This is a genomic window from Arthrobacter zhaoxinii, assembly GCF_025244925.1.
Lineage (GTDB): Bacteria > Actinomycetota > Actinomycetes > Actinomycetales > Micrococcaceae > Arthrobacter_B > Arthrobacter_B zhaoxinii.
Genome location: NZ_CP104275.1, coordinates 277201 through 291440 on the forward strand (window position 1 = coordinate 277201; position 14240 = coordinate 291440).

Sequence of the window (14240 nt, forward strand, 5' to 3'; positions counted from 1 at the left end):
GCTAAGGACCCTGTGAACCAGGCACATTATTCGATACACCCGATCAGCCTTCGGGAGATATGTGACGATGATGAGGCAGCGGAAAAGAGAATTGCCCAGCTCGAATCAGTAGGTGAATCCGGCCACGCCGAGCGTAATGGCTTGTTACGGATTGCCGGCCGGTTGGCAGAGGGATCCCGAATACCGTCGTACTCTTGTGCCCTACAGTTTCGGACGGGAGAGGGCGGCGTTGTGAATACAGACGAGGTGACCTTGGCATGTTATCCGCGTGATGATGTCGCCTGGGTGAAAGACGGCAAGGTTCGGGAGGGTCGCGCGACGGTATTGGTCCGCCAGGCTGATGGGACTCTCAAGCCCGCTGGCGAAGTTTCCTTGGACGACTTGGGTGTTCTGCATCCTGATGTGGAAGTCGGGGGCGAGTTCGTCGTTGAGCTACGCGCCCGCTTCGAGTCGGAGATATTCGAGCGCCGGGTGACCTTCACTGCCAGTGGTGACGAGAGCAGCGATCTCTTCGTATCGGCAATAGGGCCCGGTGCGCAGGCTGAGCCGAAGGCCGGCCTGTTTAAGCGAACGCGGTATTCAGGCTTCGAGTTTGGTGTGCTGGTAATGGCCGCCACGACTGAGGAGGGTACCCGTATCAGCGGCACATACGGCCCACTCGTCAAGCACGGACCCGGCGATGGCGTATCTGGCGCTTTTGCCACCTAGCCGCGGCAGTAAGACGTTCGGGGAAGTTGCCCTGCTCTGCGAAGATACGAATGTGAAAAAGAGCCGGAAGCCGCGCCGTCCAGACGTCGCATCAGTCGAGCTCGTCGGTGGTCCTGAGAAGTACGAGCTGGGGCTCTGCAGCTATGACGATAAATGGGCGGACACTTACCTCGATCATCGACGGCGGATTCGTGATGCGCTGGGAGATGGATACTTCGAGATCGAGCACATCGGCTCGACGTCGGTGCCGGGATTGGCAGCCAAGCCGATTATCGACATCGTCGTCGCAGTGGACGACATCACGGCCGAGGAGGACTACCTCGACCCGCTTCTGGCAGCCGGGTACGAACTGCGGGTCAGAGAACCACGGCACCGGCTGGTACGTACGCCGGAACGCGATGTTCACGTTCATGTCTACGAACGGGATGATCCTGCAATCGGCGAGTATCTGCTTCTTCGCGATCATTTGCGTCGCAACGTAGAGGACCGTGTCCTCTACGAAAGAACCAAGAGAAACCTGCTCGAGAAGCAGTGGGACGACATGAATGACTATGCCGATGCCAAGACCGAAGTCATCCTGGAGATCAAGGCGCGGGCAAGGGCAGCCTGCAGGTATTGACGCTTTTTGAAACTCGCGGGAGAGGATCGGCTATCGGATTGCTCTCGCGCCGGTCCCTGAATAAGACGATCGCATTTGGCTCTGTAACCATCAGCAGCCGCCGATCATCGATGAGTGCCGATCAGATCTCTACTGTTGACCAGGCGATATCGGCGATACAGAAGCCGTCGTCCGTCTCGCGGTAGAACACATCACCGGGGAATACCTGCCCCGGCACGACACCCTCCGCTCTGTGTTCAAGGTTGATGTTCCAAGAGGCATCCAGCAAGGCCCTCTCCGGCCAAAACGCGGGGTTGAATCGTTCCGGTTCCCCCGCAGCAAGATCCTTCCAGTCCTGCGGTTCACCGAAGTCCGCCTTCGCGTCACCGCACGCAATGGCATCGGCCTCGCCGGCCGCAGCGGCGTGAATAAGTTGCTCGGTTGTCTCGATCATGTGAGCCCCATCGGGTCCCCAAATGACCGCGTCCATGGAACATCCCACAGCCATTGTGACGAGTAGCCCTGTGCCAATAAGCGAACTTGCCCGCTTCAAGAGGTTCATGGCCACAACCTACATCGCGGGGATCAAGGTTGGGGTTGCAGTTCAAGCGATCCCAGGAACCCATGCAGACCAACGCCTTAGCGTTTAGGGATCAGCTTAAGAGCCGTTCTTGTTCCGAGGCTGAGCTGGGGTGCGGTGCGGGAAATCTTGCTCTCCGATTCCTCCCGATTCGTAGAACGCCGTGATGAAGCCTTGAACTTCGGAGATCAGCTGCTCATTAGTCATCTGCGGCGTCGGCTCGGCAGGGGTGGATCCTGACCCCACACCGAATCGGCTGACAGTGAAGCCGTAGGATCCGTCAGCGGGGCCGTTCAGCCAGGAGAAGTGGTAGCTAATTTTGCCGTCGGGTCCTATGTCTTCGCTGATACGGAAAATCTCGCCATTGAAGACGAGTTCAATGTCGTCCATCCCGTCAGGCTACCTCTGGCGGATCATAGGACTCCCACCCGGATCCGGCAGGTAGGAAACGCTCCCTGGGCGAGTGACGATAGGCCGGCGAGCCAGTAAATTACGTTCGCCTACCTGCCCCAACGCTTTTGGTGCACTGGATTTCGCCCAAGTGCTTGCGCAGGGAGGCCAAACGGAATCCAATAGCCCAATGACGAAGGATTCCGGCACCACTGCATCCAAAGTACCAACAGGGCTGAAGCGGGCAATTGGTACGCCGCTGCTGTTCGCGTTTATCGTGGGCGACACCCTCGGCGCCGGCATCTATACCCTCGTGGGTACCATGGCCGCCGACGTCGGTGGCGCGATCTGGATACCCCTCCTGATCGCGCTGGTCGTCGCGCTGCTCACTGCGGCGACCTACGCAGAATTGATCACCAAATACCCGCACGCCGGCGGAGCCGCGCGCTACGCCGACCGGGCTTTTGGCATCCCCTACGTGTCATTCCTCGTCGGCTTCCTGATGATGGCCTCGGGAATCACCACAGCCGCTGCCCTCGCGAACGCCTTCGCAGGCGATTACCTCACCGCGCTCATCGACGTGCCAGCTGCCCCCGCGGCGATCGTCTTTATTATCTTGCTGACCTTGATCAACCTTCGCGGCGTCAAGGAGTCCCTCGGCGCGAACCTCGTAGCTTCCGTCATCGAGGTAACCGGCCTCGTCATCGTCATCATCGTCGCCGCCATCGTCCTCGCCGCCGGCAACGGGGACCCCTCCCGGCTGCTTGAGTTCGCACCAGACGTACCGCCGTTCCAAGGCGCCTTCGCCGCATCGATCGTCGCGTTTTTCTCTTTCCTCGGGTTCGAGGCCGCCGCAAATATGGCCGAAGAGGTTCGTAACCCCTCCAGGGCCTACCCCCGCGCACTGTTCGGCGCGATCTGCACCGCCGGGGTCGTCTACCTCCTCATCGCTCTCGGTGCGGTCATTGTCATGCCCCCGGCCGAACTGGCCGAGTCCACCGGACCCCTGCTCGACGTCGTCGCCGCCAGCGGCGTCGGAATCCCGCCCGGACTGTTCAGCATCATCGCCCTGATCGCCATTGCCAACGGAGCACTGCTGTTCATGGTCATGGCCAGCCGTGTCGGCTACGGATTGGCAGAAGCAGAACTGCTCCCTCGCGCCTTCGCCCGCGTGCTGCCAGCCCGTCGCACTCCCTGGGTCTCCATTGTTGTTGTTGCCGGATTGACGATCGTCCTCACCCTCCTCGGAAATGTCGCCACATTGGCCGAAACCACCGTGCTGCTCCTGCTCCTGGTGTTCCTCTCCGCCAACGTCAGCGTCCTCGTCCTCAAAAAGGACAAAGTCGACCACGACCACTTCAGCGCCCCCCGGATCCTGCCGGTCCTCGCGATCATTGCGAGCATCGCACTCCTCTCACAACAGACCGGGATTATCTGGCTCGGCGCCGCCGCCTACGTAGTGGTCGGATCCTTGCTATTCCTCGCGGCCCGGGCCGGGCGCAAACGTGAGGAACGGGTGAGCGCCGGCTAACTCGCGGCACCTACTGCCGTGAGGAATCGCCCTACGAGATTTGGAACGTGATGTTTGACTGATCGTTCAGTCATGGATTAGTCTGGCGTTATGGCTGGTGTAGCGAAGTTCGATCGGAAAGCGGTGCTGCTCGCTGCGGCGCGCGAGTTCGCCGATCGCGGATATGAAGGCACGTCGATCGCTCAACTCGTCACAGCGACCGGCCTGCTCCGCGGGAGTCTCTATGGTTCCTTCGGCAGCAAGGCGGAACTGTTCCGGCTTGCGCTGGATGAGGCGCTAGCCGACGACAGCGACCGCGATCTGGTCATCGATCTGGTCACCGTTGCACTCCGGGAACGTGCCGCGCACGATCCCGAGGTCGCCCAGCTCGTCAGCGAGCGCCTTGCCGCACTGGACGGAACAGGCATGCCAGCCAGTGAACAGATCTATCGCCGGCTGGCCGCTCGGGCAGGTATCCACCCCCGCGAACCATGACACCCGGCGACCGCCGGAGCAGAACAGAGGAGAAGCTATGGCAAAGGCAAGTATTTCCGGTGGCGATCTGGTGGTCACGATCAAGGGAATCCGCACGCTCGGCACGATGAAAAGGAAACTGTCCATCCCGCTCGCGAACGTGCGAGGCGCATCCGTGGATCCCGATCTGTCCACCGGGTGGCCCGGTCTCAGGAATGCGAAGCAGTGGCCGGGCATCAAGGTTCTCGGGATCGACGCCTATGGCCGATACCTTGGCGGCACCTTCTCCCAAGACGGAGAACGCGTGTTCTGGGATGTTGCCAAGCCCGAGAAGGCGATCGTGATCACCGTCGACAACGACGAGTTCACCAGGCTCATCATCGAGGTAGAAAACCCGGAGGACACCGTGCGGGAGATCGAGGCGGCCCTCGTCCGGCGTTCCTGACCCTAAAGAACGGGCTTGCCGAAGTGTGCGAGAACGTTGGGCAGGGCTGGTCCCAGATCGATGGCGCAGCTGCCGGCAGCGCGCTCTCCCGCGGCAGGCAGGAGGGCTTCGTGAGCACGGCGGGCGGCCCCGGGATGGCCGCTATCCACAGCAGCAAGCCCAACGAGGCACCACGAGACTTCGAACAGGAGGTCGCGCGGTGGTTCCGGAACGACGTCGAGGGCTGCCCGGGCTTCCGTTAGCCGGCCGCTCCGGGCCAGGAGCAGCGGACGCACCCACGGTTCATACGGACCGAAGTCCCCGTCGAGAAGGTCGGTGCCGTTCCGAACAGCAGCAGTGAGCTCGGCCAGGGCGGGCAGCCCCGTCCGGAACCCCGGCATCTCGTCTCCGTCCGGCGGGGGAGGTCCCTGCAGGAAGGTCCACCGGAACCAGCCGGTGAAGACCGTTGCCAGTTGCCGGTCGTAGCGGGTGGCAAGGGCATCGATGAGGTCTGCCTCATGGGATGCAGCATCAATGTCGTCCAACGCGCAGAGCGCCTGCATCCGGATCAGCCGTCCCTGAATCTCGAACGTCGGCAACTCCGCGTCAACTGCCAGTGCAATGATTTCGTCGCCAATGGCCTTGCGCACGGCCGCAAGTCCCGCCGTCGAAAACGTCTGCTGGTAGCGGGCACTGAGAGCAAAGCACAGCAGGGCCGGATCGTTCAGGTCCCGGGCAATCCGTTCCGCCTCGACAGCTTCGGCCATCCGGGCAGCTGTCCCGCGGGACTCCATGGCGATGGTGGCCAGCAGCCGCGCCCGTACCCGGGCCGACGTTCCGGCTGGAAGGACGTTCAGCGTCCGCACGGCGGCGTCCACAATCTCCGCCGACTGAGCCGGATCGTCCGAACGGGTCCAGCTTCCCGGAACCTCGAAGCCGCCGATGACCCGCGCCGCCAGTTCCGGATCACCGAACTGCTCCGCAGCGGCGATGGCCGCCATCCGCTGCTCGCCCGCCAACTGGACCGACCCGGACACCGCCAGCACCGGAAGCAGGCGGGCGACCCCTTCAAGCTGTGCACGCTCCCCGGTTCGCCCAGCGGCGACGACGGTGCGCGCAAGGAGCGAGCCGCCGTCGTCGGGCACCGGATCCAGCGAGGGATCGTGGCGCAGGATGCGCTGTTCGAGCTCGACCAGCCGGGTCCCGGGATCAAGACCCAGATCGGTGCGCAGGGTGGAGCGGGCCCGGGTGAGCAGGGCGAGGGCATCGGCCTGGCGTGCGGAACGGTAGAGGGCCAGAGCGAGCAGCCGCCAGCCTTCCTCCCGCCAGGGATGCTCGCCGATGTGGGCATCGAGCAGCGCGAGGACGTCCTGCGGACGGCCGAGGTCCAACCGGGCGGAGGCGAGCTGCTCGACCGTTGCCGCCCGGAGTTCAGCAAGCCGTGCCCGTTCAGCGGCGGCCCAGGGTAGGGCACTGAATTCCTCAAACGGACTCCCGCGCCACTTCTCCAGAGACGCGGCCAGCACCGGTTCGCGTGCTTCAAGGCCGAGTCCCGCCGCGCTCCGAAGGGAGCGTTCGACGTGCCAGAGGTCGACGTCGTCGTCCCTCAGGGAAAGCGCATAACCGTTGCCGGTGGTGAGCAGGACGGCTGGGGGAGTGCGGGGCGGGCGGGCCGGTTCGAGGAGGCGGCGCAGCTCGCCGATGAAGGTGCGGACGGCGCCCACCGCGCCGGACGGGGCGTCCTCCCACAGCTCGTCAACCAGCCGCTGCGTGGAGACCGTTCTGCCGCGGGCGGCGACCAGGAGGCCGAGCAGCTCGCGGTGCCGGGCCTTGGACAGGCGCAGCGGGGTGTCCCCGAGCTCGGCGCCGATGGGGCCAAGAACGCGGATCCGCAGCTTACTCACCTGCTGATTCTAGTGCGCGGACACGGGCTGATCGGGCGCTGATCCGGCTCTGGGATCGTGAACGTAAGCCGCGCCGGAACGTCCGACGCCGGCTGGCCGCTTTCGTGCGGCGGGGAAAGGACAACGATGGATCTGCAGCTCATCGGAAGGACCGCATTCATCAGCGGTTCCACCCAGGGGATCGGCTACGCCGCCGCGAAGATGCTGGCGCGCGAGGGCGTGGCGGTGACGCTGAACGGCCGGGATGCCGGGAAGCTTGCTGCCGCCGTCGAAAACCTGCGGCAGGAGGTGCCCGGGGCATCGGTGGACGGCATTGCCGCCGACTTCGCCGAGCCGGACCAGGTGGAGCGGCTCTGCGCGGAACTGTCCGACGTCGACATCCTCATTAACAATGTGGGCCTGTTTGAACTGAATCCGTTCGAGGACATTTCCGCCGACGAGTGGCGGCGGTATTTCGAGGTGAATACCCTCAGCGGGGCACTGCTCGCCCGGCGCCTGCTGCCGGGCATGGTGGCGCGGAACTGGGGTCGGATTGTTTTCATCAGCAGTGAATCGGGCGTCAACGTCCCGGCGGACATGATCCACTACGGTGCGTCCAAGGCAGCCATGATGGCGGTGGGCAACGGCCTGGCGAAACTCACCCGGGGCACCGGCGTGACTGTGAACTCGGTGCTGGGCGGACCTACGTACTCCGACGGCGTCGCCGCCACGGTCGAGGGCATCGCTGCGGCGACCGGGCAGTCCGTCGGCGACATGAAGCAGGCGATCATCGGGACCAACCAGACCTCACTGCTGGAACGATTCATGGAACCTGAGGAGATCGCGGCGATGGTGACCTTCCTGGCCAGTCCCGTCGCTTCCGCGACGAACGGGGCAGCGGTGCGCGTGGACGGGGGTGTCCTGACGAGCGTGGTGTAGCCGGCGGCGCCGAAGCCGCTGCCCGCTGCCCACGCCCGTGGTCATCGGACCGTGACGGAGTTCGTACCCTCGGTTTCGATCACGGGGTCCCCGGAGGTGTAGGTAACGCTGTTGTTCTCGCCTTCGACGTCGATGTCACCGGTCTGCTCGACGCCGACGGTGTTCGCCGTTCCGTCCACATCGATGTCAGGCACATTGCGGAGGGTGGCTTCATTATTGTTGCCCTCAATGTCGAGGCTTTCCGAGTCCTCCCCGGTGACTGTGTTGGCATTGCCGTTGATGTCGATGTCTTCACATTGACCAGTCGTCTGTACGCTGGCGCCGCTTGTCTCGACGTCGATGTCCCCACCGTCTGAGCAGGTAATGCTGACGCTGGTGTTCGCTTCCGTAATTTTGTGTTCTTGCCCGCGGCTGAGGGTGATCGTTGCACCGGAGCCGGCGGGTGCGGACGATGCGCCTAAGTCTGTCGGGGAGGCCGTGGCGGTGTTTTCCGGTGTTCCGACGGCAGTTGAGGATGCGGTTCCGGTTTCCTCGGGTGTCGGCGCCGGGTCAGCGGTGCATCCGGTGATGAGTGCCAGGCCCGCGATGGCGGTAAGCACGGGTGCGGAGATGCGGCTTCGGTACATGCGGGTACTCCTCAGCTAGCGGGCTGGCTGGTGGTTGGCCTGCCCGGCGAGAACCGCACTGCTGCAGCAGTTCCTCACCCGGGGGCCCTTCCGCTTTCCGTTCCATTCTCCTGCATCTCGAGCAGGACGGCCACGCTTCTCCGCGGAAATGCCGGGCGGATGCGAGCCCTATGAGGCCGTCAGCTAGTACTCGATCCGGGCGTTTGAGCCGCCGGAACTCCTCGTGGCCATCGCCGCCGTGCCGGATTGCCAGCAGACTGGCTGTAAGGGGCGAGAGAACGGGGAGGCCATGAGCGCGGAAGTGGTCATCAGTGTTCAGGGGCTGGAGAAGTCTTTCGGGAAATTCCCGGCATTGAACGGGCTGGACCTGCAGGTTCAGCGCGGGCAGGTGCACGGCTTCCTGGGACCAAACGGTGCCGGGAAGTCAACAACCATCCGCGTGCTGCTGGGATTGTTGAAAGCCGACGCCGGAACCCTGCAGGTCCTGGGACAGGATCCGTGGCGGGAAGCCGTGCCGCTGCACCGGCGGTTGGCCTATGTGCCGGGTGATGTGGCGTTGTGGCAGGGGATGACCGGCGGGCAGGCCATCGACCTGCTGGGCTCGCTCCGCGGCGGGCTGGACGAGCGGCGGCGGGCGGAACTGCTGGAGCGGTTTGAGTTGGACCCGGCGAAACGCGGCCGGCAGTACTCCAAGGGAAACCGGCAAAAAGTGGCCATCGTGGCGGCCCTGGCCTCCGACGTCGAACTCCTGGTCCTGGACGAGCCAACCAGCGGCTTGGACCCGCTGATGCAGAACGTCTTCCAGGATGTGATCGGTGAGGCCAAGCACCGCGGCGCGACAGTGCTGCTCAGCAGCCATGTCCTCGCGGAAGTGGAAACCCTCGCGGACCGGGTCAGCATCATCCGGGACGGCCGGATCGTGGAGGAAGGCACGCTGGCCCAGCTGCGCGGGCATACCACCACCTCCGTCCACGCCACACTGAAACGTGCCCCGCAGCCCGGTCAGCCGACCGTGTTCGAGGATGTGAACCTCGACGGCGACAGGCTGACTGCCGTGGTGGACTCCGCGCGGGTGGGTGAGGCAATGACAGCCCTCATCCCCTTCGGTATTACCTCACTGACCGTTGAACCGCCCTCGCTGGAGAGCCTTTTCCTGCGGCTGTACGACGACGGCGGCCCCTCCCCGGGGACGCGCCCATGAGCAGCGCCCTGACGGGGAGCGCACCCCTGCTGCGTGCAACCGTCCGGTTCGACGGGCGCCGGTTCGTGCCTTGGATTCTGATCACGACGGCGCTCTCCGCGTCTTCCGTTCTGGTCTACCCCTGGGTCTTTCCCACCCAGCAGGACCGCCTCGGGCTGGCCCTGGCCATCGGCTCCAACCCGGCTCTGGGCCTGATCTTCGGGCCGGCCTACAATCTCAGCACAGACGACGGATTCAATGCCTGGCGCAGCCTCGCCCTGGGCGGTTTCCTTGCCGCACTCGGATCGATTTTCACCGTCACCCGGTCCAGCCGCGGCCAGGAAGACTCCGGACAGGCAGAACTCCTGGCCTCCGGCGTACTGGGCCGGGGCAGTCGCCTGCTGGCGGGAGTCAGTCTGGCCCTGATCGGCTCAACGGCCCTCGGCATCGTCGCCGGCACCGTCACGCTCTGGTGCGGCGGCACCTGGACTGCCTCCCTGCTGCTGGCAGCAACGTTCACCGCCACCGGGTGGATGTTCGCTGCGGTCGCCGCCGTGGCCGCGCAGCTGGGAACTGATGCGCGGACGGCGAACTCGCTGGCCGTGGGCACCTTCGGTGCGCTGTTCCTGCTGCGGGGCTTCCTGTATTCGATCGAGGCGCCCGAGTGGACATCCTGGATCAATCCGCTGAGCTGGATGACGGAAACCCGGCCGGCCAGCGGCAACCACTGGTGGCCGCTGCTCCCCGCGGCGGCCCTCACCGGAGCCCTGCTCGGTGTTGCCTTCCTGCTGCAGTCGCGCCGCGACTTCGGACAGGGGGCGATCGCTCCCCGGCCCGGACCGGCCCGGGGGAGGATCCGAACTCCGTGGAGCCTGGCGGTCCGGCTGAACCGCGCCCCGCTCCTCACCTGGACCATTGCGTTCCTGGTTATCGGAACGGTCTTCGGGTTTTTTGCCCGCTCGTTCAAGGACATCCTCAGCGGCGACAGCGCTGCCGCCTCGGTTCTCGCATCCGGCGCCGCCACCCCCGAGGCCCTCGCGCCGGCGTTCCTCGTGACGATTCTGAGCCTGGCCGGGATCATCGCCGCCATCCCCGGGGTGCAGATCCTGCAGAAGGTGCGGACCGAGGAGCTGGAGGGCCGGCTGGAGCCGGTTCTGGCCGCCGGCGTAAGCCGTCCGCGCTACTTCACGGCGAATGTTGTGCTCGCACTGTCCGCACCAACGGTCTACCTGCTTGTCGCCGGAACCATCATCACGGTGCTGGCCTCCGGTGAGCTGGGCATCGACGCCGGCAAGGTTCTGCTACAGGCCGTGGCGGCCGTTCCGGCCGTGTGGACGGCCACCGCCGTCGCGGCAGCCGTCGTCGGTGCACGCCCCCGGCTGGTGATCGCGTCCTGGGCGGGCGTGTTCATTTCCTTCGTGCTGACGTTGCTGGGTCCGACGTTCCGGCTCTGGGACTGGGTGCTGGCGATCAGCCCGTTCTGGCACGTTCCCAGCGTTGCCGCCGACGACGCCGGGTGGGCTGGGCTGGCGGGGATCTCCGCGGTGACCGCAGTGTTGCTGCTGATCGGTTTCACGGGCTTTCGCCGCCGGGACCTCGACGGGTAGCGACGTAATTTGCGCTTTTCGATTCGGAGCTTCCGGCCGGTCAGAGGTTCATCATCGAGAGCGGGAGATACGCGCTGACGATCCAGTTGGGCGTATCCACAACCTCACTGATCTTCAGGTCCACAATGACTGAGGACAGCAGATACGCCTCCTGGGGTTCGATGCGGTAGGTGAAGCACATGTGCTCGATCATGTGCCGAAGCGCATTTCGGGCGGCCTCGTGCAGATCGGGCCCCACGCCGGTGGTGGCGTAGTATCCCTGGTCCTCAATGCCGGGGCGGAGCGGTCCCGCGGTTTGGAACTGCGGTGAGGGGATGGACCGTCCCTTGTGCAGGGTGATCTTGAGCGCTCCACTCATAGGAGCCTCGATGGCAGTGACGCAGACTTCCCCGTCCCCCTGGGCGGCGTGCGGGTCACCGAACATCAGTCGAGCTCCGGGCAGGCTGACCGGCAGGAAGATTCTGGTGCCCACCACCAGGTCGCGGATGTCCATGTTGCCGCCGAAGTTTCCAGGCGGCATCACGGGCAGCGGGTCCACAGTCGCCGGGGTGCAGGCCAGTACGCCCAGGAAGGGGCGCACGGGAACGGTTGCTACGTCCAGGAAGGCGGTGGTGGGACCCGTGGAAAGATCCCATTTATAGGCGAAGGGTTCGGAGAAGTCCTCCGGGAGGAGGCCGGCGCCGGGACGGCTCGCGGTGAACCCCCAGCCCAGCGGGGCGAACTCCAGCGGTTCGATTTCCAGCACGTCGCCGGGTTCCGCACAGTGCACCATCACCGGTCCCCGCAGCGGATAGCTCCGGGCAGGATCGCTGGCCGGGACGGGCGTCCCGTTGAGATAGTCCTCCAGCTGCCCGTCGCCGGCATCCCTGACGTCAAAACTGATGGTGTCACCGCTGCTGACCGCCAGCACCGGCTCGTGCTGCGGCGTCCACAGACGGTTATAGATATCCGGTACTTCGTGGTGCGCCATGGATGTGTCTCTTTCGTGGTGCGGGGTCCGGCGGCCGAGGCGCGCGTGCCCGGCAGCGAGCTGTTTCCAGCAGCGTACGGCCAGGGCTGTCCTGCGGAGTCATTCATGACGAGGCACGGCGCCCCGGCGCCGAGACCTAGGAGGCCGGCCGTCGGGTGAGACGCTCGGTGAGGAGCCGGTTGGCCCAGTTCGGAGTCACCTGGGAGAGCGCGGCCAGGAAGCGTGCCTGGGATCCGACGGCGTGGTGGACGTTGCGGGGCCACTTCCGATTGCGACGGGCCCTGATGCTGCGTTCCACGGCGGCGACAGCGGCTGCGGCAACATCGGTTTCGTTCAGCCGCACGCCGAACGACTGGATTGCTCCGATACTGACGCCCTTGACCATCGCGGTGTTGACGAACAGCGGCCACAGATCGAGCACGGCAATGCCATGCTCCGCCCATTCCAGCTCCAGTGCCTCGGTCAGGCCGCGGACCGCGAACTTCGTGGCGCCGTAGGTGGCAAGATCGGGCTGCCCGTAAATGGCTGAGGCGGATCCCAGGTTGAGCAGCACCGGTCTGGCAGCGTTCTTCAGGTACGGGAACGCGGTGTGTGCGCCGTTGATCGTCCCAAGAACGTTGACGTCCACCAGTGCCCGGTGCCGTTCAAGATCGGTATCAACGAACGGGCCGGCGGCCAGCAGCCCGGCGTTGTTGACCAGGAGGTCCAAGTGGTCCTCGCAGACGGAGGCCAGGGCTTCGCGCCACTGCTGGGGATCCCGGACATCGAGGGGACCCGTGACGACCGTGGTGCCGTGCGCAGCAGCGATGTCCTTGAGTTCGGCCAAGCCGTGGCTTTCGATGTCGAAGGCGCCGACTATCCACCCATTGCGCAGCAGTCGGGCTGCGGTGGCGTGCCCGATGCCGCGGGCCGCGCCGGTGACGACGGCGATACGCCGTGAGCGCTGCTCAGTGTTCCCGGACATGTCAGGCCCCCACACGATGGGCTGCGGCCTGCGCAGTGGTTCTGCGCCGCGCCCCGGCATCGCGCTCGCGGCGCAGGGCACGCATGTAATCGACGAAATCCACCTGAATGGTGTGCCGCTTGCTGGCAACGTACCGTTTGGTGATCGCCTTGCGGTGGTGGTCGATCTCGGCGTCCATCGCGGCCCGCTCGGGCAGGGCATGGAGGCCCTGGAGATGGTCGGCGGCGAGCTCGGACTGCCGCTCGGCGATCGGCATAACCGCGCCGAGCGGCTGGACCAGTCCGATGAAGTACAGCCCCGGCACCGTCGGGTGGAACATCCGCTGGTAGAGCCGGATCTCGTTATCTCCGGAGGGGTCGAGGAAGCCGGCGTCAAAGAAAGGGAACGAGATCTTGTAGCCGGTGCAGTAGATCACCAGGTCGGCCGCGACGCGGGTGCCGTCGGTGAAGACAACGCTGTCGCCGTCGAAGCGCTGGATGTTGGGCTTCGGGACCACGTCGCCGTGGGCCAGCCGGTCGAGTATCCGGCTGGAGACGGTCGGGTGGGCCTGGGCGAACTTGTGGTCGGGTTCCTGGAGGCCGTAACGCGACATCGGGCCAGTGGCGGCGCGCATGACCACGCGGGCGACTCCCCAGCGGACCCGGGACGGGATCTTCTCGTGCGCTCCGATCTCGTCGAAGGGCTTGCCGAAGACGTACTTGGGAATGATGTGCACGCCCCGACGGTGGGAGAGGTAGGTCTCGGCCGCGTGGTAGCTGGCATCGGTGCAGATATCCATGGCCGAGTTGCCCATGCCGAGCACCACGATCCGCTTGCCGGTGAGCTGTTGCTCGTCCGTGTAGTCGTGGGAGTGTATCTGCTCACCGGTGAAGCCTTCGACGCCGGGGAAGGCCGGCTCCGGCATCCGGGGGTCCCAGTGGTGGCCGTTGGCCACTATGACCGAGCCGTAGCGCCGGGTCTCGGCGTTGCTCAGCCGAACCTCGAAGCCGCCGCCGGGCAGGGGGTGCACGTGCTCCACACCGGTGTTGAAGGTGATCCTGTCCCGGAACCCGAAGTGGTCGACGTAGGCGTCGAAGTACGCCGCAACCTGGTCGTGGCGTGCGAAATTGGGCAGGTTCGCGGGCATGGGAAAGTCGCTGAATTCCATCCGGCTGCGCGAGGTGTTGATGTGCAGGGACTTGTAGGCCGCGGATACTCCGTTGCTGTTGCCCCATACCCAGTTGCCGCCGACCCGGTCCGAGAGTTCAAAACAGTCGAAGGCAAGTCCCCGTTCATGGAGAACTTTGGCCGCCGTGATTCCGGAACAGCCTGCGCCGATGACGCATACGCGCTCGCGCTCGCTGCTGCCGAGCTCGCTGGCGGAGGGTGTGCTGTGGACTGTCGGCAT

Annotated in this window: 15 protein-coding genes; 8 read left to right on the top strand and 7 right to left on the bottom strand. The window is 65.1% G+C overall.

What is annotated here, in order from left to right; genetic code table 11:
• Window positions 1-12 precede the first annotated feature (12 nt).
• Window positions 13-708, top strand: coding sequence for a hypothetical protein (locus N2K95_RS01380; protein ID WP_260652587.1), 696 nt, complete (start codon window positions 13-15; stop codon window positions 706-708).
• Entirely contained in the window at window positions 680-1327 is a 648-nt protein-coding gene (locus N2K95_RS01385) for a GrpB family protein (RefSeq protein ID WP_313771166.1), read from the top strand. The genes N2K95_RS01380 and N2K95_RS01385 overlap by 29 nt, the downstream gene beginning before the upstream one ends.
• A 121-nt stretch (window positions 1328-1448) precedes the next feature.
• On the opposite strand, the gene N2K95_RS01390 is transcribed toward N2K95_RS01385, so the two are convergent.
• Window positions 1449-1760 carry a hypothetical protein gene (locus tag N2K95_RS01390; protein WP_260652588.1) on the bottom strand — a complete coding sequence of 104 codons (312 nt, stop codon included), beginning with the start codon at window positions 1758-1760 and terminating at the stop codon, window positions 1449-1451.
• 204 nt (window positions 1761-1964) lie between these two features.
• A complete protein-coding gene (locus tag N2K95_RS01395; RefSeq protein ID WP_260652589.1) occupies window positions 1965-2276 on the bottom strand; it encodes a hypothetical protein in 312 nt (103 codons plus the stop codon).
• A 190-nt stretch (window positions 2277-2466) separates the two neighbouring features.
• On the opposite strand from N2K95_RS01395, the gene N2K95_RS01400 reads away from it, so the two are divergent.
• The 3 genes from N2K95_RS01400 to N2K95_RS01410 all read left to right on the top strand — a co-directional run bounded on the left by N2K95_RS01400 (window position 2467) and on the right by N2K95_RS01410 (window position 4705).
• Window positions 2467-3807, top strand: coding sequence for an APC family permease (locus tag N2K95_RS01400; RefSeq protein ID WP_260652590.1), 1341 nt, complete (start codon window positions 2467-2469; stop codon window positions 3805-3807).
• Between the two features lie 90 nt (window positions 3808-3897).
• Window positions 3898-4281, top strand: a complete 384-nt coding sequence (locus tag N2K95_RS01405) for a TetR/AcrR family transcriptional regulator (protein ID WP_260652591.1) — start codon at window positions 3898-3900, stop codon at window positions 4279-4281.
• Between the two features lie 37 nt (window positions 4282-4318).
• Window positions 4319-4705 carry a hypothetical protein gene (locus N2K95_RS01410; protein WP_260652592.1) on the top strand — a complete coding sequence of 129 codons (387 nt, stop codon included), beginning with the start codon at window positions 4319-4321 and terminating at the stop codon, window positions 4703-4705.
• Between the two features lie 2 nt (window positions 4706-4707).
• On the opposite strand, the gene N2K95_RS01415 is transcribed toward N2K95_RS01410, so the two are convergent.
• Window positions 4708-6588, bottom strand: a complete 1881-nt coding sequence (locus tag N2K95_RS01415) for an AfsR/SARP family transcriptional regulator (protein WP_260652593.1) — start codon at window positions 6586-6588, stop codon at window positions 4708-4710.
• Window positions 6589-6714: 126 nt separating this feature from the next.
• Here N2K95_RS01415 and N2K95_RS01420 point away from each other — a divergent pair, with 126 nt between their 5' ends.
• Window positions 6715-7506, top strand: coding sequence for an SDR family NAD(P)-dependent oxidoreductase (locus tag N2K95_RS01420; RefSeq protein ID WP_260652594.1), 792 nt, complete (start codon window positions 6715-6717; stop codon window positions 7504-7506).
• Window positions 7507-7547: 41 nt separating this feature from the next.
• On the opposite strand, the gene N2K95_RS01425 is transcribed toward N2K95_RS01420, so the two are convergent.
• Window positions 7548-8132 (bottom strand): DUF3060 domain-containing protein, encoded by a 585-nt coding sequence (locus tag N2K95_RS01425; RefSeq protein WP_260652595.1) that lies wholly within the window; start codon window positions 8130-8132, stop codon window positions 7548-7550.
• 289 nt (window positions 8133-8421) lie between these two features.
• Here N2K95_RS01425 and N2K95_RS01430 point away from each other — a divergent pair, with 289 nt between their 5' ends.
• Window positions 8422-9333, top strand: a complete 912-nt coding sequence (locus N2K95_RS01430; protein WP_260652596.1) for an ABC transporter ATP-binding protein — start codon at window positions 8422-8424, stop codon at window positions 9331-9333.
• Complete coding sequence (locus N2K95_RS01435; RefSeq protein ID WP_260652597.1) at window positions 9330-10919, top strand: ABC transporter permease; 1590 nt, start codon at window positions 9330-9332, stop codon at window positions 10917-10919. Before N2K95_RS01430 ends, N2K95_RS01435 begins: the two co-directional genes overlap by 4 nt.
• 40 nt (window positions 10920-10959) lie before the next feature.
• On the opposite strand, the gene N2K95_RS01440 is transcribed toward N2K95_RS01435, so the two are convergent.
• The 3 genes from N2K95_RS01440 to N2K95_RS01450 all read right to left on the bottom strand — a co-directional run bounded on the left by N2K95_RS01440 (window position 10960) and on the right by N2K95_RS01450 (window position 14240).
• Complete coding sequence (locus N2K95_RS01440) at window positions 10960-11889, bottom strand: acetamidase/formamidase family protein (protein WP_260652598.1); 930 nt, start codon at window positions 11887-11889, stop codon at window positions 10960-10962.
• A gap of 136 nt (window positions 11890-12025) precedes the next feature.
• Window positions 12026-12853, bottom strand: coding sequence for an SDR family oxidoreductase (locus N2K95_RS01445; protein ID WP_260652599.1), 828 nt, complete (start codon window positions 12851-12853; stop codon window positions 12026-12028).
• Between the two features lies 1 nt (window position 12854).
• The gene (locus N2K95_RS01450; RefSeq protein WP_260652600.1) at window positions 12855-14240 is read right to left on the bottom strand and encodes a flavin-containing monooxygenase; all 1386 of its coding nucleotides are present in this window, start codon (window positions 14238-14240) and stop codon (window positions 12855-12857) included.

What these genes read in the sequence shown, in the direction of transcription:
- N2K95_RS01405 (WP_260652591.1), top strand. Translation starts at nt 3,898, where the DNA reads ATGGCTGGTGTAGCGAAGTTCGATCGGAAAGCGGTGCTGCTCGCTGCG.
- N2K95_RS01445 (WP_260652599.1), bottom strand. Translation starts at nt 12,853, where the DNA reads ATGTCCGGGAACACTGAGCAGCGCTCACGGCGTATCGCCGTCGTCACC.
- N2K95_RS01435 (WP_260652597.1), top strand. Translation starts at nt 9,330, where the DNA reads ATGAGCAGCGCCCTGACGGGGAGCGCACCCCTGCTGCGTGCAACCGTC.
- N2K95_RS01450 (WP_260652600.1), bottom strand. Translation starts at nt 14,240, where the DNA reads ATGCCGACAGTCCACAGCACACCCTCCGCCAGCGAGCTCGGCAGCAGC.
- N2K95_RS01425 (WP_260652595.1), bottom strand. Translation starts at nt 8,132, where the DNA reads ATGTACCGAAGCCGCATCTCCGCACCCGTGCTTACCGCCATCGCGGGC.
- N2K95_RS01430 (WP_260652596.1), top strand. Translation starts at nt 8,422, where the DNA reads ATGAGCGCGGAAGTGGTCATCAGTGTTCAGGGGCTGGAGAAGTCTTTC.
- N2K95_RS01410 (WP_260652592.1), top strand. Translation starts at nt 4,319, where the DNA reads ATGGCAAAGGCAAGTATTTCCGGTGGCGATCTGGTGGTCACGATCAAG.
- N2K95_RS01440 (WP_260652598.1), bottom strand. Translation starts at nt 11,889, where the DNA reads ATGGCGCACCACGAAGTACCGGATATCTATAACCGTCTGTGGACGCCG.
- N2K95_RS01400 (WP_260652590.1), top strand. Translation starts at nt 2,467, where the DNA reads ATGACGAAGGATTCCGGCACCACTGCATCCAAAGTACCAACAGGGCTG.
- N2K95_RS01385 (WP_313771166.1), top strand. Translation starts at nt 680, where the DNA reads ATGGCGTATCTGGCGCTTTTGCCACCTAGCCGCGGCAGTAAGACGTTC.
- N2K95_RS01420 (WP_260652594.1), top strand. Translation starts at nt 6,715, where the DNA reads ATGGATCTGCAGCTCATCGGAAGGACCGCATTCATCAGCGGTTCCACC.
- N2K95_RS01395 (WP_260652589.1), bottom strand. Translation starts at nt 2,276, where the DNA reads ATGGACGACATTGAACTCGTCTTCAATGGCGAGATTTTCCGTATCAGC.
- N2K95_RS01390 (WP_260652588.1), bottom strand. Translation starts at nt 1,760, where the DNA reads ATGATCGAGACAACCGAGCAACTTATTCACGCCGCTGCGGCCGGCGAG.